At 61.8% G+C, this 24,812-nt stretch carries 20 protein-coding genes and 1 pseudogene; 3 read left to right on the top strand and 18 right to left on the bottom strand.

Translation table 11 applies throughout. The annotated features are described in order from the left end of the window. Positions 1–231 precede the first annotated feature (231 nt). The 3 genes from NKJ08_RS32225 to NKJ08_RS32215 all read right to left on the bottom strand — a co-directional run bounded on the left by NKJ08_RS32225 (position 232) and on the right by NKJ08_RS32215 (position 5,058). Positions 232–2,151, bottom strand: a complete 1,920-nt coding sequence (locus NKJ08_RS32225; RefSeq protein WP_352785106.1) for a potassium transporter Kup — start codon at positions 2,149–2,151, stop codon at positions 232–234. A gap of 156 nt (positions 2,152–2,307) precedes the next feature. After that, positions 2,308–4,221: a potassium transporter Kup gene (locus tag NKJ08_RS32220; protein WP_352785103.1), complete on the bottom strand. Its 1,914-nt coding sequence runs from the start codon at positions 4,219–4,221 to the stop codon at positions 2,308–2,310. A 96-nt stretch (positions 4,222–4,317) separates the two neighbouring features. Then, a complete protein-coding gene (locus NKJ08_RS32215) occupies positions 4,318–5,058 on the bottom strand; it encodes a pyridoxine 5'-phosphate synthase (protein ID WP_352785101.1) in 741 nt (246 codons plus the stop codon). A gap of 115 nt (positions 5,059–5,173) precedes the next feature. On the opposite strand from NKJ08_RS32215, the gene NKJ08_RS32210 reads away from it, so the two are divergent. Continuing rightward, the gene (locus NKJ08_RS32210) at positions 5,174–5,578 is read left to right on the top strand and encodes a SpoIIAA family protein (RefSeq protein ID WP_352785098.1); all 405 of its coding nucleotides are present in this window, start codon (positions 5,174–5,176) and stop codon (positions 5,576–5,578) included. Positions 5,579–5,597: 19 nt separating this feature from the next. On the opposite strand, the gene NKJ08_RS32205 is transcribed toward NKJ08_RS32210, so the two are convergent. The 10 genes from NKJ08_RS32205 to NKJ08_RS32160 all read right to left on the bottom strand — a co-directional run bounded on the left by NKJ08_RS32205 (position 5,598) and on the right by NKJ08_RS32160 (position 16,958). Further along, positions 5,598–6,725: an ATP-dependent DNA helicase gene (locus NKJ08_RS32205; RefSeq protein ID WP_352785095.1), complete on the bottom strand. Its 1,128-nt coding sequence runs from the start codon at positions 6,723–6,725 to the stop codon at positions 5,598–5,600. 146 nt (positions 6,726–6,871) lie between these two features. Beyond that, the gene (locus NKJ08_RS32200; protein ID WP_502895991.1) at positions 6,872–7,255 is read right to left on the bottom strand and encodes a nitrile hydratase accessory protein; all 384 of its coding nucleotides are present in this window, start codon (positions 7,253–7,255) and stop codon (positions 6,872–6,874) included. Then, a complete protein-coding gene (gene nthB / locus NKJ08_RS32195) occupies positions 7,224–7,883 on the bottom strand; it encodes a nitrile hydratase subunit beta (protein ID WP_352785092.1) in 660 nt (219 codons plus the stop codon). Before nthB ends, NKJ08_RS32200 begins: the two co-directional genes overlap by 32 nt. Further along, on the bottom strand, positions 7,880–8,485 hold the full coding sequence (nthA, locus tag NKJ08_RS32190) for a nitrile hydratase subunit alpha (protein ID WP_352524401.1): 606 nt from the start codon (positions 8,483–8,485) through the stop codon (positions 7,880–7,882). Before nthA ends, nthB begins: the two co-directional genes overlap by 4 nt. Positions 8,486–8,541: 56 nt before the next feature. Next, positions 8,542–11,706, bottom strand: coding sequence for an efflux RND transporter permease subunit (locus tag NKJ08_RS32185; protein WP_352776610.1), 3,165 nt, complete (start codon positions 11,704–11,706; stop codon positions 8,542–8,544). Further along, a complete protein-coding gene (locus NKJ08_RS32180) occupies positions 11,703–12,953 on the bottom strand; it encodes an efflux RND transporter periplasmic adaptor subunit (protein ID WP_352785089.1) in 1,251 nt (416 codons plus the stop codon). Before NKJ08_RS32180 ends, NKJ08_RS32185 begins: the two co-directional genes overlap by 4 nt. Before the next feature lie 168 nt (positions 12,954–13,121). Then, positions 13,122–13,718 carry a LysE family translocator gene (locus NKJ08_RS32175; RefSeq protein WP_352524397.1) on the bottom strand — a complete coding sequence of 199 codons (597 nt, stop codon included), beginning with the start codon at positions 13,716–13,718 and terminating at the stop codon, positions 13,122–13,124. A 187-nt stretch (positions 13,719–13,905) separates the two neighbouring features. Further along, positions 13,906–14,478: an acetolactate synthase small subunit gene (gene ilvN / locus NKJ08_RS32170; protein WP_023676680.1), complete on the bottom strand. Its 573-nt coding sequence runs from the start codon at positions 14,476–14,478 to the stop codon at positions 13,906–13,908. Between the two features lie 66 nt (positions 14,479–14,544). Then, positions 14,545–16,326: an acetolactate synthase 3 large subunit gene (locus tag NKJ08_RS32165; protein WP_352524396.1), complete on the bottom strand. Its 1,782-nt coding sequence runs from the start codon at positions 16,324–16,326 to the stop codon at positions 14,545–14,547. Positions 16,327–16,619: 293 nt separating this feature from the next. Continuing rightward, on the bottom strand, positions 16,620–16,958 hold the full coding sequence (locus NKJ08_RS32160; protein WP_352776608.1) for a PcfJ domain-containing protein: 339 nt from the start codon (positions 16,956–16,958) through the stop codon (positions 16,620–16,622). Between the two features lie 1,200 nt (positions 16,959–18,158). Here NKJ08_RS32160 and NKJ08_RS32155 point away from each other — a divergent pair. Then, complete coding sequence (locus tag NKJ08_RS32155; RefSeq protein ID WP_352785084.1) at positions 18,159–19,961, top strand: NAD(P)-binding domain-containing protein; 1,803 nt, start codon at positions 18,159–18,161, stop codon at positions 19,959–19,961. A 26-nt stretch (positions 19,962–19,987) separates the two neighbouring features. Here the strand turns inward: NKJ08_RS32155 and NKJ08_RS32150 are convergent, their stop codons facing one another. From NKJ08_RS32150 to NKJ08_RS32140, 3 genes are all read right to left on the bottom strand, one after another. After that, the gene (locus NKJ08_RS32150) at positions 19,988–20,515 is read right to left on the bottom strand and encodes a GNAT family N-acetyltransferase (RefSeq protein ID WP_352776606.1); all 528 of its coding nucleotides are present in this window, start codon (positions 20,513–20,515) and stop codon (positions 19,988–19,990) included. 70 nt (positions 20,516–20,585) lie between these two features. After that, on the bottom strand, positions 20,586–20,894 hold the full coding sequence (locus NKJ08_RS32145; RefSeq protein WP_352776605.1) for a hypothetical protein: 309 nt from the start codon (positions 20,892–20,894) through the stop codon (positions 20,586–20,588). 2 nt (positions 20,895–20,896) lie between these two features. Continuing rightward, on the bottom strand, positions 20,897–21,463 hold the full coding sequence (locus tag NKJ08_RS32140; protein WP_352776604.1) for a helix-turn-helix domain-containing protein: 567 nt from the start codon (positions 21,461–21,463) through the stop codon (positions 20,897–20,899). 152 nt (positions 21,464–21,615) lie between these two features. Between NKJ08_RS32140 and NKJ08_RS32135 the strand changes: the two genes are divergently transcribed. Then, positions 21,616–23,445, top strand: a complete 1,830-nt coding sequence (locus tag NKJ08_RS32135; protein ID WP_352785080.1) for an ATP-binding protein — start codon at positions 21,616–21,618, stop codon at positions 23,443–23,445. A gap of 215 nt (positions 23,446–23,660) precedes the next feature. On the opposite strand, the gene NKJ08_RS32130 is transcribed toward NKJ08_RS32135, so the two are convergent. Both NKJ08_RS32130 and NKJ08_RS32125 read right to left on the bottom strand, forming a co-directional pair. Then, positions 23,661–24,455: a GGDEF domain-containing protein gene (locus NKJ08_RS32130; RefSeq protein WP_352785078.1), complete on the bottom strand. Its 795-nt coding sequence runs from the start codon at positions 24,453–24,455 to the stop codon at positions 23,661–23,663. 104 nt (positions 24,456–24,559) lie between these two features. After that, positions 24,560–24,812 (bottom strand): annotated as a pseudogene (locus NKJ08_RS32125) (tRNA (adenosine(37)-N6)-dimethylallyltransferase MiaA); the annotation flags it as partial.

Below are 24,812 nucleotides of genomic sequence, written 5' to 3'. Positions count from 1 at the left end.
GCTGTGCTGCTCGACCTCAGAATGGCTCGATTGTTCGACGGGTTCTGCCTCGTTACCAGCATTGGTAAGGGCCATGGACGACACTCCGATAAGCGGGCGGTGCTCTACGCTTGCTGCGCTGCAATATCAAGTGCCGTCACGTAATGGCTCCATGCCGGCATTGCGAGTCTTCCTTACTCGATAGACTCATCCTTCTCGGCAGACTAGCTGGAATATTGCAACAGACACGTATCAGATCGCCACCTGGGTTCCGATCTCGACGACGCGTCCGGTCGGGATCTGGAAATATTCCGTCGCATCGGCCGCCGAGCGCGCCAGCCCGATGAACAGCTTGTCCTGCCAGACCGGCATGCCGGAATTGGGCGATGCCTTGAGCGAGCGCCGCGACAGGAAGAAGGATGTCGTCATGATGTCGAACTTCCAACCCTGCTTGCGGCAGATCGCCAGCGCGCGCGGGATGTTGGGCTGCTCCATGTAGCCGAAGGTCAGCGTCACCCGCATGAACAGCTCGTTGACGGACTCCATCTTGACGCGCTCGCTGTCGGGCACGACCGGCTGCGGTGCCGTTACCACCGAAAGGATGACGTTCTGCTCGTGCAGCACCTTGTAATGCTTCAGGCTGTGCATCAGCGCCGTCGGCGCGCTCAGCGGATCGCTGGTCAGGAACACCGCGGTGCCTGACACCAAATGCGGCTTCTTCTTCAGCAGATTGCCGGCAAGGAAATCCAGCGGGATCTCGTTCCGGCGGGTTTTTTCGAAGAGGTACCTGGTGCCTCTTATCCAAGTCCACATGGTCATCACGATAACTGCGGCAATGGCAAGCGAGGCCCAGCCGCCTTCAAACACCTTGACGATGTTGGCTGCAAAGAAGCCGGTATCGACGAAGGCGAACACCGCCATCAAGGCCACCGCGATGCCGAGCGGCCATTTCCAGATGCGTGTCATGACAACAAAAAGCAGTATGTTCGTCACCAGCATGTTGCCGGTCACCGAAATGCCGTAGGCCGAGGCCAGTCTGGTGGATTCGCCGAAGCCGACCACCAGCAACATCACCACCAGCGCCAGCAGCAGGTTGACGCGCGGCAGATAGATCTGGCCCGACTGTTTTTCCGACGTGTGCAGTATCACGAAACGCGGCAGCATGTTGAGCTGCACCGCCTGCCTGGTCAGCGAGAAAGCGCCGGAGATCACCGCCTGGCTGGCGATGACGGTCGCCGCCGTCGCCAGCACGACCATCGGAATAAGCGTCCAGCCCTGGTTCATCTCGAAGAATGGATGACCGACAACGCCGCCATTTGCCAGCACGAACGCGCCTTGCCCGACATAGTTGAGCAACAGACAAGGGAACACTATTGCCAGCCAGGCGAGCACGATCGGCTTGCGGCCGAAATGGCCGAGGTCGGCATAGAGCGCCTCGGCGCCGGTGACGGCGAGGAAGACCGCACCAACCGTGACGAAGGCGACATCGGGCGAGTTGGCCAGGAACGACACGATGTAGTGCGGGCTGATTGCCAGCAGGATTTCCGGATCGGCGATGATGTGGTTAATGCCGGAAAAGCCGATGGCCAGGAACCACAGCGCCGTAACCGGCCCGAACACCAATCCTACGCCGCCGGTCCCGAACCGCTGTACCGCAAACAGGATCGCCAGGATGACCAGTGTCAGCGGCACCACATAGGGCTGGAAAGTCGGCGTGACGACATTCATGCCCTCGACCGCCGATAGCACCGAGATCGCCGGCGTAATGACTGCGTCGCCGAAAAAAAGCGCCGCGCCGACAATGCCGATGCCGAGGATCACCGCCGATCGTTTCGGGAAACTGCCGCGCGCCAGCGCCATCAGCGACAGCACCCCGCCCTCGCCTCGGTTGTCGGCACGGAGCACGAACATGATGTATTTGATGGTGACGGTGATCGTCAGCGACCAGATGATTAGCGACAGTACGCCGAGGATGTCGCCACGGTCAGCGACGTTGCCACCGGCCGACGCATGCAACGCCTCGCGGAATGCATATATCGGGCTGGTGCCAATATCGCCGTAGACCACGCCGAGCGCGCCCAGCATCAACACCTTGGTGCTGTGCTGCTCGACCTCAGAATGGCTCGATTGTTCGACGGGTTCTGCCTCGTTACCAGCATTGGTAAGGGCCATGGACGACACTCCGATAAGCGGGCGGTGCTCTACGCTTGCTGCGCTGCAATATCAAGTGCCGTCACGTAATGGCTCCATGCCGGCATTGCGAGTCTTCCTTACTCGATAGACTCATCCTTCTCGGCAGACTAGCTGGAATATTGCAACAGACACGTATCAGATCGCCACCTGGGTTCCGATCTCGACGACGCGTCCGGTCGGGATCTGGAAATATTCCGTCGCATCGGCCGCCGAGCGCGCCAGCCCGATGAACAGCTTGTCCTGCCAGACCGGCATGCCGGAATTGGGCGATGCCTTGAGCGAGCGCCGCGACAGGAAGAAGGACGTCGTCATGATGTCGAACTTCCAACCCTGCTTGCGGCAGATCGCCAGCGCGCGCGGGATGTTGGGCTGCTCCATGTAGCCGAAGGTCAGCGTCACCCGCATGAACAGCTCGTTGACGGTCTCCATCTTGACGCGCTCGCTGTCGGGCACGACCGGCTGCGGTGCCGTTACCACCGAAAGGATGACGTTCTGCTCGTGCAGCACCTTGTAATGCTTCAGGCTGTGCATCAGCGCGGTCGGCGCGCTCAGCGGATCGCTGGTCAGGAACACCGCGGTGCCTGACACCAAATGCGGGTTCTTCTTCAGCAGATTGCCGGCAAGGAAATCCAGCGGGATTTCGTTCCGGCGCGTCTTGTCGAACAAATAGCGCGTGCCGCGTATCCATGTGGACATGATCAGCCCCATGCCGCAAGCGACCGTGATCGACACCCACCCGCCTTCGAGGATCTTCACGACGTTTGCGAGGAAAAATCCGGTATCGATCGTGCCAAACAGCAGTGTGAGCGCGGCCGCCAGTGCAAGCTGCCATTTCCACCGGAACCGCATCACGACGAACAGCAGGATGGTCGTCATAAGCATTTCGCCAGTGACCGAAATGCCGTAGGCGGAAGCCAGCGAACTCGAACTGCCAAAGCCGACCACCAGCAACATCACGCCCAGCGCGACCACCAGATTGACCCGCGGCATGTAGATCTGGCCGGACTGCATCTCGGAAGTATGCTGCACCTCGATGCGCGGCAGCAGATTGAGCTGCACCGCCTGGCGCGTCAGCGAGAACGCGCCGGAGATCACCGCTTGGCTGGCGATCACCGTCGCTGCCGTAGCCAGCCCAACCATGGGCATCAGGGCCCAATCAGGCAGCATCTGGAAGAATGGATTGGTGGGTTTGCCGCCATTTGCTAGAACGAACGCGCCTTGTCCGAAATAGTTGAGGAGCAAACAAGGAAACACCACGGAAAACCATGCCAGCACGATCGGCCTGCGCCCGAAATGGCCGAGATCGACATAGAGGGCTTCGGCCCCGGTGACCGCCAGGAACACCGCCCCGACCGTGACGAAGGCACCGGTGGGCGTATTGGCAAGATAAGCGACCGCGTAATAGGGATTGATCGCCAGCAGGACCGACGGGTCGTCCAGCAGATGGTAGACCCCGGCGGCGCCGATGGCCAGGAACCACACTGCCGTCACCGGCCCGAACACGGCCGCCACCCGGCCGGTGCCGAACCGTTGCACGGCAAAGAGCATTGCCAGGATGACAAGAGTGATCGGAACGACAAAGGCTTCAAGCGTCGGAGCCACCACTTCCAGGCCCTCGACAGCCGAAAGCACGGAGATGGCCGGTGTTATGATTGCGTCGCCGAAAAAAAGCGCCGCGCCGCAAAGTCCGATCCCCAGAATGAACCGGGCTCCCTTTGGATAAGCGCTGCGCGCAAGCGCCATCAGCGACAGCGTGCCGCCCTCGCCTTTGTTGTCGGCTCTGAGCACGAAGGCGACGTATTTTATCGTGACGATGATCGTCAGCGCCCAGACGATAAGCGACAGCACGCCGAGAACATCGTTGCGCGCTACCGGTCCCGACGATGCGTGCAGCGCTTCCCGAAACGCGTAAATTGGGCTCGTGCCGATATCGCCGTAAACCACGCCCAGCGCACCCAGCATCAGAACCTTGGTCCTGTGCTGCTCGACCTTGGAGTGGCTGGATTGTTCGATGGGTTCTGCCTCGCTACCAGCGTTGGCAAGGGCCATGGACGACACTCCCATAGACGTGCGGTGCTCTATGCTGCGGGGATGGAAAGGCCGCGCTGCCATGCCGGGAACGCAGGGCTATCGGCTCGCCTCTCTCTACCAGCCACAAGCCTTCAGAAACCGCCTGACCGTTCCGGCCATGCCATACTCCAACGCATCGGCTGTCAACCCATGTCCGATCGACACTTCGGCCAATGCCGGGATGCGCCTGGCCAGTGCCGGCAAATTGCTCACCACAAGGTCGTGCCCGGCATTGACCTGGAGCCCTGCAGCCCGTGCGGCATCCGCCGTTTTTCCCAATTTCTCCAGTTCCCTCGCCGCTTTTGCCGAATCGGAATGATAGCTGCCATATGGGCCCGTATAGAGTTCGATCCGGTCAGCGCCGGTGTCGCGAGCCGCTTTCATGCCATTGGGATCCGGACCGGAAAACAACGATACGCGAAAGCCTCCCTTCTTCAGGCGCTTGACGATCGGTGTCAGGAAGGCAGCCTCTGCGGTGAAGTTCCAGCCATGGTCGGAAGTCGCCTGCGCCGGGTCGTCCGGCACCAGCGTCACCTGCTCCGGCTGATGCTTTTCCACAAGCGCCAGGAATTCCTCGGTCGGATAGCCCTCGATGTTGAATTCCGCATTCGGGAACTCGTCGTCGATCAGCGCCCTGATCTGCGGCAGATCGGAATGCCTGGTGTGCCGCTCGTCGGGTCGCGGGTGCACCGTCAGCCCATGCGCGCCGGCAGCAAGGGCAATGCGTCCAAGCCCGGTCACGCTTGGCCACGGCAGGTCGCGCCGGTTGCGCAGCATGGCGATGGCATTGAGGTTGACGGAAAGCTTTGCAGGCATTTGCACGGCTCCAGGCTGATCTTGGCGCGCATCTATATCGCCTTTAACGGGAACAGACAGAGGGTTTCAGGTGTTCCAAGGTGAGCGAAGAAAATCGAACGCAAGGAGTTCCCTGTTGAATTTTCTTGATACCGTGCCGGCGGTCCGCCGCATCGACACCGATCGCGAAGATCTCTTCGCCATCGATGTCGTCGGCCATGTCGCAGCGGCTGACGCCGAAAACCTGTTCGGATTGCTGGAGGCGGCCTACGCGCTGCATCCGAAGATCGACGTGCTGGTGCGCCTGATCGACCATGAGGGTGTCGACTGGGCCGACGTATCGGATGAGACGATCGAACAAGGCATAGCTCATGCCGTGGAACATATCGGCCGCTGCGCGGCGGTCGGCGAACCGAACTGGATAGCGGAGGCAAGAGCCTTTTTGCCCGCTTCTTTGCCCATCGAACTCCGGCATTTCGAGGCCAAGGACGAAGCCGCTGCCTGGGAATGGCTTGACGCCAGACCGATCGCCCAGCGCTGATACGACGGACCAGACAGCCCTATCGGACGATCGTCAGCCGTTCGGCCGCGCGCGTGATGGCGGTGTAGAGCCAACGCTGGCGAGTTTCCTTGAATGCCCAGCTTTCGTCGAAAAGCACGATCTCGTTCCATTGCGACCCTTGCGCCTTGTGCACGGTCAGCGCGTAGCCGTAATCGAAATCGTCGAAGCGCTTCTTCTGCTGCCAGGGAATGTCGGCGTCGGGATCCTCGAATGCGGCTTTGAGCAGCTTGATCTTGGCGACGCCGCGATCCGGGTCATCTTCCTCCGGCGAGACCAGCAGATTGATGCCGGGCTTGACCGTCTCGCGCGACGAGGTCATCACCTTCCAAAGCGACCCATTGAGCAGCCCCTTGGCCGGATCGTTGCGCAGGCAGACCAGCTTGTCGCCGGCTTGCGGATAATCGGCGTTGAACCCCTTCAGCTCGCGCAGCCGCTGGTTATAGCGGCGGCGCGTGCGGTTGGTGCCGACCAGCACCTGGTCCGCCTTCAGCACCAATTCCTGGGTGACGTCTTCCTTGCCGATCACTTGCGCCGCGCCATAGTCGCCGCGCATGAACTCGCGGCCCTCGCGCACGTCGAGCGCCAGCCTGATGATCGGGTTATCGCGCGCCTGGCGGTGGATTTCGGTGAGCAGAATGTCCGGCTCGTGGTCGGTGAAAAAGCCGCCGCCGGAGATCGGCGGCAACTGGCCGGGATCGCCGAGGACCAGGATCGGCGTGCCGAAGCTCATCAGGTCACGGCCAAGCTGCTCGTCGACCATCGAGCATTCGTCGATGACGACGAGCTTGGCCCGCGAGATCGGACTCTGCCGGTTGAGCGAAAACGTCGGCGACATCGAGGTCTTGCCGGTCACCTCGTCCGCTACCGATTCCTCGCCCTTCGGCCGGTAGATCAGCGAATGGATGGTGCGGGCATTGACCGCGCCCTTGGAACGCAGCACCTGCGCCGCCTTGCCCGTGAAGGCGGCGAACTGCACCTGGCCGTCGACATGCTCGGCGAAATAGCGCGCCAGCGTCGTCTTGCCGGTGCCGGCATAGCCAAACAGCCGGAACAGCTGCGGCCTGCCGGTTTTCAGCCAGCCGGCCACCGCCTTCAGCGCCTCATCCTGTTGAGGAGAGAATTCCATCAGCGCGACAGACCGGATTCGCGAGGGAAAGACAAGGTGACTGCCATCACCATCAATTTCATCGCCGGCAATTACGCCGCTGCGACAGGGTCAGGCTATCAGCGACGAACAGGAACGTAAAGAGAACAACATCGGGCGACGACAGCTTACCCAGCCCGCTGCGGGTCGTTCTCCAGCAGGATCGGCTTGCCATGCGGCGTAGCATGCGCGGCGCGTTCCCAGGCAGCGGCAAGGATATCGACGTCGTTCCTACCGGCAACGCCTTTGGTCGACAGCAGATTCTCCAGTGCCGCCAGCCAGTGCTCGTAGTAATCGTGACCGTCGCTCGCGGCGCCCGGCCGCTTCACCTCGGTCGACAAGGCATCCGCCCATTCGCTCCAGGAAAACAGCCCCCTGTCGTGCAGCGCCACTGTGATGGCGAAGGCTTCCGCTTGCCACGGCTCGGCAAACACCGGCGCCTCGACACCGGCGGGCAATAAGGCGGCAACTGAGCTGGTCTCACGCCGGTTCAAGATAGCTCTCCCAGGCATCGATCGACACGACAAGTGTCGGATCGGCGCCCTCGCCCCAGATTTCGCCGCCGGCGAAGGCCACCGTATAGACCCATTGCGGGTTTTCGCCCTGGCCGTGCGCATTGGTGTCGGGAAAGACAAAGCCGTCGCGCACAGCCTCGACGAGGCCTCGCTTGCCGCGTGCATAGCGCGGCAACCTGGTGTGACCGGTCGGATGAAAGTTCTTGGTTCGCACGAGGTCGCCCGCCTTGAACCGCGCCGGCGCAGCGACCGGCCGGTCGCAAGGCCCGCCTTTGGCCAGCACCGCCGGAACATCTTTAGCCTTCAGCACCCTTTTGGGTGTCGCCGCCTGGTCGACCGCATCGCCCACGGCCAGATCGCGGTCGCTGACGAAACCATGGCGTTTGAGCAGCACCTCCAGCCCCTTGATCCAGATTTCATAATAACTCGACGCATAGTAGTCGGCCGGGTGCAGCGATTCCCGCGCATGCCGGCTTTCGTCGATGGTCCAGGCGCCCATGGCGCCGGCGCACAAGGTCACGCCAAGCGCCCGCCTCTCCCAATCGGCATGGAAATAGGGTTCGTCCTGTTCGGGCGCGACCGGCCCGAAACCCATCTGTCCGCCGAGATCCTGCGGCCCGTTCATGCCGGCTCCCGCGCCAACGCCGTGCCGATCATGGCATCGCGCGTCACCAGATCGGCGAGCCGTGCCTCATCCCAGCCCTCCGTGCCCCTGGGCCGCATAGGCACGACCAGATAGCGCAGCTCGGCGGTCGAATCCCATACCCGGATTGTCGTCGTCGCCGGCAAGGTCAGCCCGAATTCCTCGAGCACGCCGCGCGGATCGATCACTGCGCGCGAACGGTAGGGCGGCGCCTTGTACCAGACCGGCGGCAGGCCGAGAACTGACCACGGATAGCAGGAGCACAGCGTGCAGACGACGAGGTTGTGTGTGTCGGCCGTGCTGAACACCGCCTGCATGTGCTCGCCTTGTCGGCCGGTGTAGCTGAGCGATCCGATGGCGGCCGTCGCGTCGCGCTTCAGCCATTCGGCAAAGTCGGGGTCAACCCAGGCTTTTGCCACCACCTTTGCGCCGTTGCGCGGCCCGATCCTGGTTTCGTAGGTGTCGACAATGACATCGATCGCCGCCGGATCGATCAGGCCCTTGCGGGTGAGGATCGTCTCCAGCGCGCGCACGCGCGCCGCAAAAGGATCGAGTTCATTGTCGTGGTCGTGGTCGTGCGGCATGGCGTCAAATTACGATCGCGGACGCCCGGCCGCAAGCACCACGGCTTGGGCCAGCATTATTCAGCTGCCGCTTTCTGCGGCTCACCCAGCGGTTCTTCCTCATCATCGAACAGTGACGGCTGAGCGACGGTTTCGACTGAGCCCGGCTCGCCATGGCGCCCCGCCCACAGCCTAACAAGCCAACCGGAAAAATGCTCCATGTAAACGTAGATGACGGGCGTGACGAACAGCGTCAGTGCCTGCGAAGCGACGAGACCGCCGACCACCGCCACGCCGAGAGGCTGGCGCAGTTCAGCGCTGGCGCCGGTGCCGAGCGCGATCGGGATGGTGCCCATCAGCGCGGCGAGCGTCGTCATCATGATCGGCCGAAAGCGCATGAGGCAGGCCTTGTGGATGGATTCGACAGGCGACATCCCCTCGCGCCTGAGTTCCAGCGCCACATCGATCATCATGATACCGTTCTTCTTGACGATGCCGATCAGCATCAGGATGCCGATCACCGCGATCACCGACAGATCCATCCCCGCCAGCCGCAATGCCACCAGCGCGCCAAGCACCGCCGACGGAAGCCCGGTCAGGATGGTGAGCGGGTGGATGAAACTCTCATAGAGCATGCCGAGCACGATATAGATGGTGAGGATCGCGCCGCCGATCAGCAGTCCCTGGTTGGAAAGCGAATCCTGGAATGTCTTCGCCGTGCCCGAGAAGGTGGTCGAGATCGTCGGCGGCATGCCGATCTTTTCCTTCAGCGCATTGATGTGGCTCACGCTGTCGCCGAGGGCCACGCCTTGCGGCAGATTGTAGGAGATGGTCACAGCCGGAAGCTGGCCGAGCTGATTGACGGTCAAGGCGCCGGCGGTCCGATCGACACGGGCGAAGGCACCGAGCGGCACCAGGCTGCCGCTCGCCGTTCTCACCTTGATGGCCAGCATCCGCTCGGGCGACCACTCGATGTTCGGATCGAGTTCCATGATCACGTCGTAGCTGTCGGCCGAGCCGAAGATGGTCGACACCTGCTGGGTGCCGAAACCGCCATAGAGGCTGGAGCGCAATGTGTCGGTATCGATGCCGAGGTTCGCCGCCTTGTCGCGGTCGATTACCAGCGTCGCCTGTAGCGCGTTGTTCTGCAGATCATTGGTGACATCGGTGAAGGCGGCATGATCGGCGGCCATTGCGTCTGTGAGCTTTTGCGCCCAGACGGTCGTCAGGCCGGTATCGAGGCCCTGCACGGCAAGCTGGTAGGCGCTCGCCGAAGAGCGCGCGCCGAGTCGCAGGTTCTGCACCGGCTGCATGTAGGTTTCGATGCCGGGTACATTGGCAAGCTGGCGCCGCAGATCCGAAAGCACCTTGTCGATGTTCGGCCGCTGGTCCTTGTCTTTCAGCTGCACGAAGAGCTGGCCCTGGTTGAGCGCATTGTTTCCACTGCCCGCCGACCAGCCGACATGCGCGACATAGGGCGAATGGGTGAAGACGTCTGCCACTTGCCCCTGCAGCTTCACCATGGCGTCGAAGGAAATGTCCTGACGCGCGATGGTCGTCACCGAGACCTGGCCGATATCCTCCTGCGGGAAGAAGCCCTTCGGCGATATCTGGATCAGCCAGACCGACAGCCCGGCGGTCACGAGGAAGACAAGGAAAACCAGGAAATTGTGGCGCAGGCAGAATGTCAGCAGCCAGTCATAGCCCCGCATGAAGAAGTTTTGTCTATGGTCCTCGCCATGCGCTGCTTCTCGCTCGGCTTTCGATAACGACAACAGCCGCGAGCACAGCATCGGCGTCAGCGTCAGCGAGACAAACATCGACGCCAGAATGGCGACCGTCACCACCACCGCGAACTCATTGAAGATGCGCCCGATCACGCCGCCCATCAAAAGCACGGGAATGAACACAGCCACCAGCGAGATCGAGATCGATATGATGGTGAAGCCGATTTCGCGGGCGCCCTTGAGCGACGCCTCCATTGCCGAGAGCCCGTCCTCCTCCATATGGCGGAAAATATTTTCCAGCATGACGATGGCATCGTCGACGACAAGGCCGACCGCCAGCGTCAGTCCCATCAGCGAGATGTTGTCGATGGAAAACCCGAACAGGTACATCACGCCCAGCGTGGCGATGAGCGAAATCGGTACCGCCACCGCCGGAATGACCGTCGCCGTCACCCGGCGCAGGAACAGGAAGATCACCATCACCACCAGCGCGATGGTGAGCAGCAGCGTGAACTGCACATCGTCGACCGCCTCGCGGATCGACGTCGAGCGATCGTTGAGCAACTGGATGCTCGCCGCCGCCGGCATCTGACCCTCGAAGGAAGGCAGCATCGCCTTGACGCGATCGACAACGTCGACGGTGTTGGCATCCGGCTGGCGCTGCACCGCCATGATGATGGCGCGGGTGCCGTCGTACCAGCTTGCCGTTGTCGTGGTCTCGACCGAATCGATGACGCGGGTCACCTCACCGAGCCGCACCGGATGGCCGTTCTTGGTGGCGATGATGATGTTGGAGAACCCTGCCGCGTTGGTCAGCTGCGTGTTCGCGGTGATGGTCAGCTGCTGTTTGTTGTTCTTGAGCACGCCGAGCGGCGTGTTGCTGTTGGCCGAGGCAATGGCCGTCTGCAGCTGGTCGATCGAGATGCCGCGTGCGGCGAGCGCCGTCGGATCGATCTGGACGCGCACGGCATATTTTTGCTGGCCAAAAATTGAAACCTGCGCAACGCCGTCGATCGTCGACAGCGACGGCGAGATCACATTCTCGGCAAATGCATCGAGATCGGTCAGCGGAATGGTGTCGCTGACCAGGGACATCAGCAAGATCGGCGCGTCGGCTGGATTGACCTTGCGATAGCTCGGCGGGCTGGTCATCTCCGGCGGCAATTGCCGCTGCGTTCGCGCGATCGCCGCCTGCACATCGGCGGCGGCCGCATCGATGTCGCGGTTGAGCACGAACTGAATGGCGATCGAGGTCGAACCGAGCGAATTGGTCGTCGAGATCGAATCGATGCCGGCGATGGTGGCAAACTGCTTGATCAGCGGCGTTGCCACCGAGGTCGCCATGGTTTCCGGCGAGGCCCCAGGCAGCGAGGCCGAGACGTTGACCACCGGAAACTCGGCACTTGGCAGTGCCGCCACCGGCAGGAATTTGTAAGCAAACAGTCCGCCCAGAACCAGGGCGAACGACATGAGCAGCGTGGCGACGGGCCTGCGGATGCAGAATTCGGAAATCATGGCTGTGTCCCGCCCGTTTTGTCAGCCTCGGCGACCTTTGGAGCCGCCTGATCGCCGGTGCCGGTCGAAGCCTTGCCTTCGCGCACCGCCGCACCGTTCTTCAGTTTGGTTTGGCCCTCGACGACGACACGCTCACCGCTTTTCAATCCTTGGCTGATCGCGGTGTTGGCGCCTTCTGTCAGCGCAACCTGCACGGGCCGCATTTCCACTGTGTTGTCCGGTTTGATCACATAGACGAACGGACCCTTCTGGCTGGGCTGGACGGCAACCGTCGGAACGGACGTCATTTGCGGCATGATGCCGGCATCGAGCACGACATTGACATATTGGCCCGGCCACAGCGAAAGATCGGCGTTCGGCACGCTCGCCCGCGTTGCGATCGTGCCGGAGGCCGTGTCTACGCTGGAATCGACGAAATCCAGCGTTCCCCTGCCGATTGGCTTCGGGTCGCCATCCCTGGTCAGCGTCACCGCACCTTGCTGCGGCGCCGCCAGCGCCTTGTGCAGCAAGGCAAGGTCGCTTTCGGGGAGATTGAAGTTCACCTGCAGCGGATCGACCTGCGTGATCGTCACCAGCGGGGTCGACGTGCTGCTGCCGTTGCTGGTGGTGACGAGGTCGCCGACCGCGACGCTGACCGCGCCAAGCCTGCCGGAAATCGGCGCCTTGATCGTCGCAAAGCCAAGCTGGACCTCGTCCGCATCGATCGTCGCCTTGTCGGCGTCGACGGTGGCCGCGGCGGATTTTTGCGCCGCGACGGCCTGATCATAGGTCTGCTGTGTTCCGGCTTGCCTGGCGACGAGATTTTTGGCGCGCTGAAGATCGGCCGTGGCGCTGGCAAGCAGCGCCTGGTCTTTTGCGAGCGTCGCCTGATCGCGTGCCAGTTGCGCCTTCAACGAGCGATCGTCCAGCGAGAACAGAAGGTCGCCGGCTTTCACCATCTGTCCGTCCTTCACCGCAATCGCAACGATCTGGCTCGAGACCCGCGCGTTGCTGCTGACCACCGCGGGAGACGATATAAAGCCGATGGCATAGCGCCGGACCGGGAAATCGGCCGTTGAAGCAGTGGCGGCGACCACCGAGGTCGAGCGAGCAGCATTTGCCGCTGCGGCGGGTTTGTCTGCCGTCGCCGTCGTCTGCTTCGCCGACAGCATCTGCTGAAGACCGCTCATTGCGGTGGGCGAAAGATAGAGCCACGCCGCGGCAACGCAGGCTGCAGCAATCACCGCAAATACGATCTTTCCGCGCATCGACAAAAGGCCTCTCGATCCGACACGCCGTTATCCGGTGGTCGCAGTCTAGCTCAACTCGCAGCCTCTTGCCGCGATTTTGCCAGATAATAGAGGATGCCGAAGGCGAAAAAGGGCCAAAAGCCGTCATTACGAAGATTTAATGTGCAGTGCACAATAAAACGGCAGCTAGCGCAGCATCGGCCACAGCGTCGCCGCAAGCGTCACGCCCATGGCGATGTTGAACCATTTGAGCCGCACCGCATCCGCCAGAAAACCGCGCAGCGCCATGCCGAAACCGGCCCAGCTCGAAATGCTCGGCAGCATGACGACGGCGAAAGCGGCCGAGATCAGTACCACGGACACAAACGGACGATTCGGGTTGGTGTAGACGGCCATGGCGGTGATCGCCATGACCCAGGCCTTGGGATTGACCCACTGAAACGCCGCCGCCTCGATGAAGCGCATTGGCGGGCCCTTCGCCTCGCCTTCGCCGCCGAGCGAGCGCGACATGGCAATCTTCCAGGCGAGATAAAGCAGGTAGAGGCCGCCGGCGATCTTCAATCCGGTATGCAGCATTGGAAAGGCCGTCAGCACCGCGCCAAGCCCGAAGCCTACGGCCAGCAACAGGACGAGGAACCCGATGCCGATGCCCAGCATATGCGGAATCGTTTTGACGAAGCCGAAATTCACACCGGAAGCCAGAAGCATGAAATTGTTCGGACCCGGCGTGACCGAGGTCACGAAGGCATAGACCAGAAGAGCAAGGAATGCATCCAGCGTCATAGCTTCCTCCCAATTAAGTCAGCACTATTGTCCTTTTACGACCGTCGCGCAAAAGCCACTCCAGGCGCGCAGCCGGGCCAGGCGATCGCATTGCGACGGAACAGATATGCGGCGCCAGATCATCTTGCAGCCGAGTGGAATCACTTGGCGCCGCAGAAACGCGGCTAAAGCAACTGGATACTGCGAGCTACATCCCTTGCGGGCCGCGGTTCATCGCCGCCACCCCGGTGCGGCAGATTTCGACGAGGCCGAGCGGCTTCATGATGGCGATGAACTGATCGAGCTTGGAGCCCTTTCCGGTGATCTCGAAGATGAAATGCTCGGTGTTGGCGTCGATGACGCTGGCGCGGAATGCATCGGCGAGCCGGAGCGCCTCGACGCGGGCTTCGCCGGTGCCGGCAACCTTGACCAGCGCGAGTTCCCGCTCCAATGGCCGCTCCTGTCCGAATTCCTGCGACCGCACGGTGAGATCGACGACGCGGTGCACCGGCACGATGCGCTCGAGCTGGTGCTTGATCTGCTCCAGCACATGCGGCGTGCCGCGCGTCACGATGGTGATGCGCGACAGGTGTTTTTCGTGCTCGGTTTCCGAGACCGTCAGGCTCTCGATGTTGTAGCCGCGTCCGGAAAACAGGCCGATGACCCGGGCAAGCACGCCCGGCTCGTTGTCGACTAGGACCGAAAGCGTGTGGTTCTCTGGTTTTTCCGTCTCCTTGGCGATGAAATAGGCGGAGCCGGTCGGTTGCAACTGTGCGTTCATGACATGAATCTCGATTTCAAACTTTTTTGCTAATCTGCTGTTTTCGCACAGCTTCCTTGAACCAAGCTACACCAGTTCCCTGCCCTTGGCGTCGATCGCGTTGGCCACAGCCTCGTCCGTCGCCTCGTCAGGCAACAGCATCTCGTTATGCGCCTTGCCGGACGGGATCATCGGGAAGCAGTTGGCGAGCGTCGCCACGCGGCAGTCGAAGAGGACGGGCTTCTTGACCGCGATCATCTCCTTGATGGCGTCGTCAAGCTCGTCCGGCTTGTCGCAGCGAATGCCGTGGCCGCCATAGGCTTCGGCGAGCTTGACGAAATCCGGCATCGCCTCGGTGTAGGAATGCGACAGCCGGTTGCCATGCAGCAACTGCTGCCATTGCCGCACCATGCCCATATACTGGTTGTTGAGTATGAAGATCTTGATCGGCGCCTCGTGCTGCACCGCCGCGCTCATCTCCTGCATCGTCATCTGCACCGAGGCGTCGCCGGCGATATCGATAACAAGCGCGTCGGGATGGGCGATCTGCACGCCGAGCGCCGCCGGCAGGCCGTAGCCCATCGTGCCCAGTCCGCCGGAGGTCATCCAGCGGTTCGGCTTCTCGAAATGGTAGTGCTGCGCCGCCCACATCTGGTGCTGGCCGACCTCGGTGGTGATGTAGGTGTCGAGGTCCTTGGTCAGCGCATAGAGCCGCTGGACGGCATATTGCGGCATGATCACCTCGTGGTTCATCTTATAGGCGAGCGAATCGCGGGCGCGCCATTTGGCGATCTGCTCCCACCACGGGTGAAGTGCCTTCTTGTCGGCCTTGGCGGTTGCCCGCCACAGCCGCACCAGATCCTCCAGCACACGCCCGACATCGCCGATGATCGGCACGTCGGTATGGACGTTCTTGTTGATCGACGACGGGTCGATGTCGATGTGGATCTTCTTCGAATTCGGCGAAAACGCCGTCAGCCGCCCGGTGATGCGGTCGTCGAAGCGCGCGCCGATGCAGAGCATGACGTCGCAATCGTGCATCGCCATGTTCGCTTCATACGTGCCGTGCATGCCGAGCATGCCCATCCAGTTCTTGCCCGATGCCGGATAGGCGCCGAGGCCCATCAGCGTCGAGGTGATCGGAAAGCCGGTGAGGTCGACCAGCTCGCGCAGCAAATGGCTCGCCTCCGGGCCGGAATTGATGACGCCGCCGCCCGAATAGATGATCGGCTTCCTGGCGCCGGCCATCAGCTCGACCGCCGCCTTGATCTTCTCCAGGTCGCCCTGAACCTTCGGCTGGTAGCTGGTGCGCGGCGCCGTCTGCGGCGGGACATAGATGCCCTTGGCGAACTGAACGTCCTTCGGGATGTCGACGACGACCGGACCGGGGCGCCCTGTGGTTGCCACATGGAATGCCTCGTGGATCGTTGCCGCGAGCTCGTTGACGTCCTTCACCAGCCAGTTGTGCTTGGTGCAGGGCCGCGTGATGCCGACCGTGTCGCATTCCTGGAACGCATCCGAGCCGATCAGCGAAGTCGGCACCTGGCCGGTCAGGCAGACCAGCGGGATCGAATCCATCAGCGCGTCCTGCAATGGCGTCACCGCATTGGTGGCGCCCGGCCCGGAGGTCACCAGCATGACGCCGGCCTTGCCGGTCGAGCGCGCATAGCCTTCCGCCGCATGGCCCGCGCCCTGCTCGTGGCGGACGAGGATGTGCTCGACCTCGTCCTGTTGGAAGATCTCATCGTAAATTGGGAGAACCGCGCCGCCCGGATAGCCGAAAACATGCTTGACGCCATTGTCCTTCAGCGCCTGCACCACCATTTCAGCGCCTGTCATTTCGCGCCGCTCACTCTGTCCACTGCTCATCGGTCTGGTCCCGTACTGTTCGCCATCTGGCGATTGCTGGTCGTTTAGTCGTGTTTCGGGCAATAAAAAAGGCCCCCGAGGGAGCCTGTGTCTTGCGCATGGGAGGTCATCGCCCGGCGGTTACACCGCCTTGCCCACGCGCTTTCCTACGAGAATGAGTGCCTTTTTCATGGTCGCGGACCATAGAATTGGTTTGATGGCGCTGTCAACGGTGAATATGCGCTTGGCCTGACGTCGGCACATTCGCTCATTGGGCAACCCGCGCGGCACTTCCGCCGCGCGGGGTCTTCGTTTCAGGCCGTGAGCACCACGCCTCTCGCCTTGGCCCAGCGCTCGACGATCTTGCGCTCCTCGAGCGAAGCGAGACGATTGCCGAAACCGCGCACCTGCACCGCACGGTTTTGCGGGTCGAGTTCGATCGTCAGCATCCGCTCGATCTTGCCGAGCGCTGTGCGCCGCAGCACCCAGATCGAGGCATTGCCGGCGATGCATTTGGCCGCGTACATCGAGACGCAATGATGCATCGCTCGGCTCTCGGCGACCAGATCTTCGGCTGTCTTCAACTGACGGACGAAGAAATGCTCGCCATGCTGCCTTTGCCTCCTTGGTCGACGGCTGCCAGTCCCAGTCATCGAGGCGCGAGCCATCCCAGGCGCGGCCCTGCGACTGCATTCCGGCAGTATGTGGAGCCCGCCCGGCAGCGCGGCGGCGCATCGCCTCGATGCGTTCGATCGCGGCGATATCGCGATGCCATTCCACCATGTGCCGACGCAGTGAGGCGAGCGTGCGACCCTTCAGGCTGTACGCTGCACGGCGCTGGTGCATGGCGCCGATATAGTCGCACAAATCGTCGATCTCCTCCTTCGACGTAGGTTGTGCGCAGAAGAACCGCGCCACCTCGCGCCAGAAGGCCAGATCGTTACGTGGCGTGCGCGCGATTTTCGACTTGGCAAGTCGGGCCGCCAACCCGGAATCATCCGTGTAGGACCGGGCGATCGCCACCCAAAATGCCTCGTCGAAGGTCAAATCGCCGGACAAGTTCAGGAAGCAATGCACCTCCTTGCGGGACAGCCATGCACTGGCGCCCGCCTTGTAGAGCGAGTCACCACGCGCTACTGCGATATACCAAGCCTTGCGGAGCGCAATCTCGCTTTGGACGCCATAGGGCGCCGTCGCGGATCGCCATCCTGGCAAAGCACGGACGTGCCTCGTCAAGCGCCCGCTCGAAATCTGGAGCGGGACGCGCGACGGGAAAAACCCGCCGCAGCGTTACTGCATATGCTTCAATACGTTCGCGCTCGGCGTCCTGCCTGCGCTGGATCATGGACTTTGCCATGGCCGTTCTTCCTGATTGGAACCCCGTCAGCCGCACGCAATTCCAGCGTCGGCACGGAATGTGTCGATCTGGATTGCCGGGTCATTGACAGGTCTCCTTTCAGGACGACGGGTTAGAATGGGCGGCTTCTCTAAGCTCGCGGCAAATTTGACGCAAGAGCCTTTCTTTCAATATTTACAATGACCGTGCGTAGTGTTGCAAAGACGCATCTCTAGTCTTCAGACAGCTAGGACTATCGGCGAGAGCTTCAACTTCCCATCGTATCAGCGGTCCGGACACGCCGAAGCTGACCGTCGTCGGCGCGCCCGAGATATGGGGCCGAATGATTCGCTGCGGCACGGATGATCTCCTGCCAAGTCAACAACTACTGTGATAAACCATTGAAACCACGCCAAACTATTTGACGACGTGACGCCGCGCACATTTTGCCGCGATACTTCGGCCAACCGGGCTGGGAGGGTCCGGTGAAGCCACAGGACTTACGGGAGGAAATTTGATGCTCGACAAGGCCCCAGCCAAGAAACTGTCCGACCTGCTCGATCAATTCGGCGCAGCACTTGCCGCCAGCGATATCGACAGAGCGGTCGAATGCTTTCAGGAAGATTGTTACTGGCGCGACCTGGTGACCTTTACCTGGAACATCAAGACCATGGAGGGCCGCGATCTGGTGCGCGACATGCTGGTCAGCCAGTTGGCGAAGACGAAACCTTCGAACTGGAGGATCGCCGCCGGCGAGGACGCCAGCGAGGACGGCGGGGTGCTGGAGGGCTGGATCAGCTTCGAAACCGAAGTGGCCCGCGGCTTTGGGCACATCAGGCTGAAGGAAGGAAAGATTTGGACGCTGCTGACCAGCATGGTCGAGTTGAAGGGTCATGAGGAATCCGCCGGCTTCGCCCGGCCGCTGGGCGCCAAGCATGGCCACGGCAAGAACCGTCCGACCTGGAAGGAAGAGCGCGAAAGAGAGGCCGCTGAACTCGGCTTCAAGACGCAGCCCTACACACTGATCATCGGCGGCGGCCAAGGCGGAATTGCACTCGGCGCCCGCCTCAGGCAGCTCGGCGTGCCGACCATCATCGTCGAGAAGAACGAGCGTGCCGGCGACAGCTGGCGCAAGCGCTACAAGTCGCTCTGCCTGCACGACCCGGTCTGGTACGACCATCTGCCCTACATCGACTTCCCCCGGAATTGGCCGGTCTTCTCACCCAAGGACAAGATCGGTGACTGGCTGGAAATGTACACCAAGGTCATGGAGCTGAACTATTGGTCCTCCACCGAGGCCAGGAGCGCCACCTATGATGATGAGAAGAAGGAATGGACCGTCATCGTCCATCGCGACGGCAAGGACATCGTCCTGAAGCCCAGGCAATTGGTGCTGGCCACGGGACAGTCCGGCAAGGCCAATATGCCGAAATTCAAGGGCATGGAAAATTTCAAGGGCGATCAGCACCATTCCTCGCAGCATCCAGGCCCCGATGCCTATGTCGGCAAAAGCGCTGTCGTGATCGGCTCGAACAATTCCGCGCACGATATCGCCGCCGCACTTTGGGAAGCCGGCGCCGATATCACTATGGTGCAGCGCTCGACCACCCATATCGTCAAATCCGACACGCTGATGGAAATCGGGCTGGGTTCGCTCTACTCGGAAAAAGCGGTGCAAAGCGGCATGACGACCGCAAAGGCCGACCTCGTCTTTGCCTCGCTAGCCTACAAGATCCTGCACGAATTCCAGATCCCGGCCTACGCTGAGATGAAGAAGCGCGACGCCGACTTCTATAAAGGGCTGGAGAAGGCCGGCTTCATGCTCGACTGGGGTGACGACGATTCCGGCCTGTTCATGAAATATCTCAGGCGCGGCTCGGGCTACTACATCGACGTCGGCGCGTCCGACCTGATCATCGACGGTTCGATCAAGCTGAAAAGCGGCGTCGAAGTGACGGAGATCAAGGAGCATTCCATCCTGCTCAGCGATGGTTCGGAACTGCCGGCCGACCTCATCGTCTACGCCACCGGCTATGGCTCGATGAATGGCTGGGCGGCCGACCTGATCTCAAGGGAAGTCGCCGACAAGGTTGGGAAATGCTGGGGCCTCGGCTCCAACACCACCAAGGATCCAGGCCCGTGGGAAGGCGAATTGCGCAATATGTGGAAGCCGACCCAGCAGGAAGCGCTCTGGTTCCATGGTGGCAACCTCCACCAGTCGCGGCACTATTCGCAATTTCTGTCGCTGCAGTTGAAGGCGCGGCACGAAGGCATCGCGACACCGGTCTACGGCCTGCAGCAGGTCCACCATAAGGGATAGATCAGCACTGGCAGCGATCGGCGCCGTTACCGTGTCTGGCCAATGCGCTTCCAGTAGATGAGCGTGCCTGTCAGCCCACCGTGCGGCTTCAGCGCGTAGTCCGGTATTTCGCCGGCCAGCGTGAAGCCGAGCTTCTCATAGAGACCGGAAGCCCCCTCCTCCTTTGCCGTGTCCAGGACCAGCAGCGTGCGGCCTTTCTCCACGGCGAGGGCTTCGGCCGCCTCCATGAGGCGGGTTGCGACGCCCTTGCCGCGATAATCGAGGCGGGTCATCAGCTTGGCGATCTCGGCCCGGTGCGGCTGGTTGGGAGGGCAGTCGAGCAGTAAGGTGACGGTGCCGATTAGAGACTCGCCGTTCCAGGCCCCCAGCACCGCCCTTTCGCCTCTGGCGGCCGCCTCGAACGACTTGTTCCAGAAGGCTGCGGCCATTTCCGGCGCCAGCGGATGCATGAAGCTGACCGATCCGCCGGCGGCAACCGTCCCGATCAGCAAATCGACCATTATTTTTTGCGTGCCGGCAGTATTGGTGAGCAGGTTGATTTCGATTGAATTCATGTGGTCTCCCCTTATCCACGACGGAAATGGTTCCAACCTGAGCGGCAGCGTAACCCGCACGCGCCACCCATCAGTCGAAGTGACCGGTCCGCTTCCGCTTCCTGGCCCGGCGGATTTCCGCGATGCGCTCGGCGTCTTCCTCTTGCAGATGTCGCCCGCGCTCCAGCAGCTCGAGCGTATATTCCTCATAGGTCAGGCCCAGCCGCTCGGCCTTGTCCAGCCGCATCAGCATGATATCGCGGCCTGGCGCCGTCCATGCCTGGGCATGAGCGGCCCGCCAGGCAAGAAAGACATAGGGGTCGCTCTTGCCCCAGGGCGGACCGTCATAGTCGTCGAGCGGCGGACCGCCATTGTCGGAGCGTTTCGGACGTCGTGCCATCATCAGCTCCTGGCCAACGCAACCAGATACTCGGCGGCGTCCGGCCCCGGAGAGTGGAAAACGCAATCGGATGGCGCGCCGAGTGCCAGGCAATCGCCGGGTTCGAGCCTGTGGACGACGGCGCCCTCGGTGAATTCCAGCCGCCCGGAAATCAGCCAGATCTGCTGCCGGATGAAGGCATAGGATGCCGCCGGAAAACTCACCTTGGCGCCCGCTGGCAACTGGACCCGTATCAGTTCGAGCGGCATGTCCGAAACCGGCGAAAGATGCCGCCGGATATAGCCCGTGGCCGGATCGCGCCAGACTGGCTGGTCCCTTTCACGAAGCAGGCCGCCGCCCTGCAATTCCGCCCGTGCGATCAGGGTGGAAAGCGTCATGCCGAAGGCCACCGCAATGCGCACGAGGAGTGCCGCAGTCGGGCTCGTCATGCCGCGCTCTATCGTGCTCAGCATGGCTTTCGAGACATCGGACCGCTCCGCCAATTCCGCCAGCGACCAACCGCGAGCCACCCTTTCGGCGTGTATCCTTCTGCCGATAGTGGAGGAGATATCGTTCGCTATATCGTTCATTCATCCAATATATCGAAATTCTGCCGTCGAGCAAAGGGCCGTTTGGTCCAGTTTTCGCGAACTCCTTAATGTCCGCTACACCATCCAGCCTCACCCCACCTTAACCCCGTTCGGCTAGGCTCATCCTTTGGGAAAAGGGGATCGGCCTGTCCATGCTCGTTGAACGCGAAGCCTCCATTGGAGAACCGACTTTGCTGGAGCGCCGCAGGGCGGAGCAGAACGACAAGCGGATCCTGGGCAATGTCGTGCAATGCGACGGCGCCCGCGCCACCATCAGCGCCTATGCCGATGATGTCGAAGGCACGGTCACCGGTCTGTGGAGCGTCGGCAAGATGATCTCGATCAATCTCGGCACATCACGAACCGTCGGCCTGGTTTATGAGATCGGCAAATCGGATCGTGCCTGGAGCAGCGAGGGCCAGAATCCGATCGAGGTCAGTATCGAACTGATCGGCGAGGTGCGCGATGGCGCCGAACCCGGCGCGAAGCCGGTCTTCGACCGAGGCATCACAACCTATCCGCATATCGGCGCCATTGCCCATCGTATCCGCAGCCGCGACCTGCAGGCCGTCTACGATCTCGCCGGACGTCACTCGATAACCATCGGCACGCTGTCGCAGGACGAGGCCATCGACGCCAATATTGCCATCGACGATACGCTGGCGCGCCATTTCGCCATTGTCGGCACCACCGGAGTCGGCAAATCGACCGCCGTGTCGCTGCTTTTGCGCAAGTCGATCGCCGCTCGGCCCGAGCTGCGCGTGCTGATCCTTGATCCACACAACGAGTTCGCCGCGTCGTTGCCCGAATATTGCGTCCGGATCGATTCGACGACGCTCGACCTGCCCTTCTGGATGTTCAAACTCGAGGAATTTGCCGAGGTGCTGTTTCGCGGCCGCGAGACGGTCCCGGAAGAGGTCGACGCCTTGCGCGACCTCATTCCCGCGGCCAAGAACCTCTACCGCAATCCGAACTCCGGCAACTACCTGCGGCGCAGCACCGACGCGCTGACCGCCGACGCGCCGGTGCCCTATCGCATTGCCGACCTCATCAAGCTGGTCGACGAGCGCATGGGATTGCTGGAAAGCAAGAACGACCGCCCGACCCTCAGGTCACTGAAGACACGTATCGAATCGGCGGCATCCGATCCGCGTTACCGTTTCATGTTCAATTCGCGCCTGATCGAGGACACCATCCACGAGACGATCGGCAACATTTTCCGCGTGCCGCATCACGGCCGCCCGGTGACCTGCTTCGAAATGGCCGGCATGCCGTCCGAGGTGGTCAATTCCGTGTGCTCGGTGCTGGCGCGGCTGGCCTTCGACCTGGCGTTGTGGAGCGAAGGCCGCTTGCGGCTGCTCTTCCTGTGCGAGGAAGCGCACCGCTATATGCCGGCCGATCCGCGCCTCGGTTTCGCGCCGACGCGGCACTCGCTGTCGCGCATCGCCAAGGAAGGCCGCAAATATGGCTGCTATCTCGGCGTCGTCACCCAGCGCCCTGGCGAGCTCGACCCGACCATACTGTCGCAGTGCTCGACGTTCTTCGCCATGCGGCTCGCCAACGAGCAGGACCAGGCGATCATCCGCTCGGCGATCGCCGATTCCTCGGCTTCGACGCTGGCGTTCCTGTCTTCGATGGGCCAGCGTGAGGCCATTGCCTTCGGAGAAGGCGTGGCGACGACGATGCGGATGAAGTTCGAAAAGCTCTCCGAGGATTTGATCCCCGGCACGGCCAAGCGCGAGGATGCCTTGCCGTCCGAAACCGGCAACGAGGTCGACCTTGTTGCGATCGTCGAACGGCTGCGCAACGTGCCGAAACCACAACAGGCAATGCCGTTCGCGGAAGTCGTCGATTCGGGCCGGCAGGCCGGCGATTCCGACTATCGCAAACCGCCGGCCGCACGCAGCCAGCGGGACGACGATTTCGATCTGCGTTACGGCCTCAAGCCGGCGACCTTCGGGCTACGCCCGCAAAACGATTGAGCCGACCAGCTTCTAGCCTGTGAGGCCAAAGGCTTCCGAAGTTAAACCATTGTCACCCAGGAAACCGGGGCAAATCCCGGAAGGGAATTCATCAGGCCGGATCGAATGACGTGGCTTTTGAGAACCCGGAGCGGAGTGGACATTTGAGTCCATGAGCACCGGAAGTCGAGAAAGCTGCGTCAGTCGGCCGGCCTCATGAATTCTTCTCCGGGATTTCAGGCGCAGACGCGGTTGCGGCCCTGCCTCTTTGCCTCGTAAAGCTGGCGATCGGCGCGACGATAGAACTCCTCGGCGGCCTCCTTGCGGTCCCAGACGGCAAGTCCGACGCTGGTGGTGATTTTCAGTCGGACATTGCCGGTCAGCACCGACATGTTGGCGATCGCCTTGCGGATGCGCTCGGCGAATTTGGACAGCAGCTCGGCGTCCATATTGGGCGTGACCACCGCGAACTCCTCGCCGCCCAGGCGCGCCACGACATCGTGATAGCGTGTCATGTCCTTGAGACAATTGGCGACGGCCCGCAACACCTCGTCGCCGACATCGTGGCCGTGGCTGTCGTTGACCTGTTTGAAATGGTCGAGGTCGAGGATCATCAGCCCGACTGGCTTCTCGATGCGGCGGAACTCTTCGAGATATTCCTTCAGCGCATCGTCGAAATAGCGCCGGTTCTGCATGCCGGTGAGGCTGTCGGTCAGCGCCGCATGCTCCAGCGTCTCCGAGCGCGCGCTGAGCGAAACCGTCATGGCGCGCAGCTTGCCCTCCTCCGTCGCCTGCTTTCGGATCAGCGGATAGATGAAGAAAATGCCGAAGAACAGCGCAGTCGCCAGCAGCACGCCGGTCGCAAACAGCAGCTTGTTGAGATAGACGATCTCATCGAGTTTGGAAGGCGTATTGCTAACGTCGGCCGCCAAGGCTTGCAGGAGCCCATAGGCGTGAAGCGTCACCAGGCCGGCGGCCAGGATCACGAAAATAAAGACGAAAAACGCTGACTCCGCCTTGTGGAAACGCATCTGCTCCCCGTTGGAAAGTTCCCACCGACCTTATGGCATGCGGGACCTTACGGACAGTTAACCTGGACAACTTCAACGCGAAGTGCCCTTTCGATGTCGACTTTTCAGGTTGCGCTCGAAGGAGGGGGTGAGATCGTCGAGTCGATCCCCTCACCAGGACGCAAACTCTGCCATTCCGGGCCCAATTGGTGCCTGAACCAGGTTGCCTGCCGCTTTGCATATTGCCGCGTCGCGATCTTCGCGCGCTCGATGGCCTCGGGAAAACTCGTGGCGCCGGCCAGCGCGGCCTGGAGCTCGCGAACACCGATCGCCTTCATCGCTGGCAGGTCGGGATCGAGGCCGAGGGCAGAAAGCTGT

Source organism: Mesorhizobium sp. M0244 (assembly GCF_040321795.1).
Classification (GTDB): domain Bacteria; phylum Pseudomonadota; class Alphaproteobacteria; order Rhizobiales; family Rhizobiaceae; genus Mesorhizobium.
Note: the sequence above shows the minus strand (reverse complement) of the source record. Positions and strands in the feature narration are given on the sequence as shown.